At 72.3% G+C, this 3,107-nt stretch carries 2 protein-coding genes; one reads left to right on the forward strand and one right to left on the reverse strand.

What is annotated here, in order from left to right:
- Positions 1–116: 116 nt before the first annotated feature.
- Positions 117–1,133, reverse strand: a complete 1,017-nt coding sequence (locus ACWD3D_RS35230; RefSeq protein WP_451464757.1) for a LacI family DNA-binding transcriptional regulator — start codon at positions 1,131–1,133, stop codon at positions 117–119.
- Positions 1,134–1,184: 51 nt separating this feature from the next.
- Between ACWD3D_RS35230 and ACWD3D_RS35235 the strand changes: the two genes are divergently transcribed.
- The coding region (locus ACWD3D_RS35235) for a glycoside hydrolase family 35 protein (RefSeq protein WP_451464758.1) at positions 1,185–3,107 on the forward strand (1,923 nt) is incomplete at its 3' end.

The raw sequence follows: 3,107 nt of genomic DNA on the forward strand, positions 1-3,107 counted from the left end.
CCGATGGGCGCGAGGAGCCCCGGCCCCAGCCCCGGCGGGGTCGGCACGAGGAGCCCCGGCCTCGCTCCCCGGCGCGGCGGCGCAGCCCCACCTCCGGCGCGCGAGGAGCCCGGACGTCAGTCCCGGCGCGGCGGCGCGGTGGAGCCGCGCACCGACAGGGAGGCGGTGACGGCCGATTCCTCGACGGCGTCCTCCCCCTGGAGCAGCAGCGTGACGGCCGCGGCGCCGTAGCCGTAGAAGTCCTGCCGGACGGTCGTCAGGGGCGGCGCGCAGTAGGCCGCCAGCGCGATGTCGTCGACGCTCACGATGGAGACGTCGTCGGGCACCGACCGGCCGCGCTCGCGCAGGGCCCTGATCACCCCGAACGCCATCTCGTCGCTCGCGACGAAGACCGCGGTGATCTCCGGGATCATCGCGACGATCTGCCCCTGCCGGTACCCGGAGTCGGGCGACCAGTCCCCCTCCAGGGGGGTCGGCGCCTCGATCCCGGCCGCGTCCAGGCACTCCCGCCAGCCCTGGCGCCGTTGGCGCGCCTCGATCCACTCGTCCGGCCCGGCGATGTGCCAGATCTGCCGATGGCCCAGGTCGAGCAGATGCTGCGTGGCCAGGCGCCCCGCCTCGGCCTGGTCGATCCCGAGCACCCGGGCCCCCTGCGTCCGCGACCCGTCGAGGGTGACGGTCGGGATTTCGCGGGTGAGGTCCTCTATCTTCTGCGTCACCGAGATGAGCGGCACGGCGATCACCAGACCGTCGACGCCTTGGTCGGCGAGCTTGGCGAGGGACCGCTCCATCAGGCCGGCGTCGAGCCCGGCGATGGTCGCGATGCTCACCGCGTACCCGGCCGCGCCCGCCGCCGACTCGACACCGGCGGTCACCGCCGAGCGCGAGTAGTACCCGCCGGACTCCAACAGGACGAGCCCGATCGTGTGGCTGCGCCCCGAAGACAGCGCCCTGGCGGCGCTGTTGAACCGGTAGCCGGCCTGCTCCACGGCGGCGAGCACGCGCCGGTTGGTGTCGGGGTTGACGTTGGGCGAACCGCGCAGCGCGCGGGACACCGTCTGCGCCGACACACCGGCGATGCGGGCCACGTCGGCCATGCTCGGCTGCCTCGGCCTCGCGATGTCCTCGTTCAAGTCGCTCCATCCTCCGGGATCGGCTGCTGGACTCTACCAAGCTTGTTATACATGTCATCGATAACATACGCTCGCGCCGTGACTGAGCCGCCCACGACACACATCCCCCCGGCACGCCCCACGGACGCTGCGACGGCGGGCCCCGCCACCGCAGCACTGTCCTGGCGCGATGGCCGCATGTACCGCAACGGCCTTCCGCACCGGATTCTGTCGGGAGCGCTGCACTACTTCCGGGTTCATCCCGACCTCTGGCGGGACCGCATCCGCCGGATCGCCGATCTCGGGCTCAACACCGTCGACACGTACGTGGCGTGGAACTTCCATCAGCCCCGTGAGGACCGGCCGGCGGACTTCGACGGCTGGCGCGACCTCGAACGGTTCATCCGCATGGTGGGCGAGGAGGGCCTCGACGTCATCGTCAGGCCCGGCCCCTACATCTGCGCGGAATGGTCCAACGGCGGTCTGCCGGGCTGGATCACCGGGCGCGACCTCGCCCCGCGCAGCTCCGACCCCGCGTTCACCTCCGCCCTCGGCACCTGGTTCGACGAGCTGATCCCCCGTATCGCGGCGCTCCAGGCGTCCCGCGGCGGGCCGGTCGTCGCGGTACAGGTGGAGAACGAGTTCGGCAGTTACGGCGACGACCACGCCTACATGCGCTGGAGCCGCGACGCCCTGACCGAACGGGGCATCGAGGAGCTGCTGTTCACCGCGGACGGCCCCACCGAACTCATGCTGGACGGCGGCTCCCTGCCGGGCACCCTGATGGCCGCCACCCTGGGCTCCAAGCCCGAGGCCGCCCGGAAGCTCCTCGCCGGCAGGCGCCCCGAAGAGCCCTTCCTGGTCGCCGAGTTCTGGAGCGGCTGGTTCGACCACTGGGGCAAGAAGCACCACGTACGCGGGGTGGAGAGCGCCGTGCACACCCTGCGCGGCATCATCGCGGACGGTGGTGGCGTAAGTATCTACATGGCGCACGGTGGCACCAACTTCGGTCTGTGGGCGGGTGCCAACGAGACGGACGGCCGGCTGGAACCTGTGGTGACCAGCTACGACTCCGACGCACCGATCGCCGAGGACGGTTCCTTCACGCCCAAGTTCTTCGCCATGCGCGAGGTGTTCGGCGCCGAAGGCCCACTCCGGTCGCCGGAGCGGATGCCGACGCTCCCGCCCGCCCGCGTCCCGCTCACGCGCCGGGCCGGCATCCTTCCCGGGCTGCGCGCGGTACCGCCGACGACCATCAGCACCGCGCCGCGCCCCGCCTCGTTCGAGCAGCTCGGCCTGGACGCGGGCATGGTCCTGTACACCGCGCACCCACGCGTCCCGGCGGGCACGCACCAGCTGACCCTCACCGACGTGCGCGACCGCGCCCTCGTCTTCGTCGACGGCGCCTTCATCGGCATCGCCGACGCCGACTCCCGGGAACTGCCGGTGGAGGGGACGGGCGAGGTGGTGAAGCTGGAGGTGCTGGTCGAGAACCTCGGCCGGATCAACTACGGACCCACCGTCGGCGGGCACAAGGGCCTGCTCGGCCCGGTCCTGGTCGACCGGCGCACGGTGCAGGGCTGGGAGAGCGCGCCGGTCGCGCTCCAGGAGTGGGCGGAAACGGAGCTGTCCGCGGCGCTCGCCGCGGAAGCGGAGCCGTCGGGTCCGCTCACCGGTTCCCCCGTCCCGACCACCGGGTTCGCCGTCGCCGGGCTCCATGTCGACACCCCGGCGGACACCTTCCTGGTGCTGCCGGGTTCGCGCCGCGGCTTCGTATGGGTCAACGGGTTCCTGCTCGGCCGCTACCGGGAGACCGGGCCCCAGGTCACCTTGTACTGCCCGGCACCGCTGTTGAGGTCCGGAGACAACACCCTCACCATCCTCGAACTGGAACAGCTCGGAACACGACCTCACCCGGTGCCGTACGGCCCCCCGCGCCCGCCTTCCCCGACCACCCCGTCCTGCGAGTGCCGCCCGCACCCCCTGCCGCCGCCG

The sequence above is a fragment of the Streptomyces sp. NPDC002690 genome, assembly GCF_053592415.1.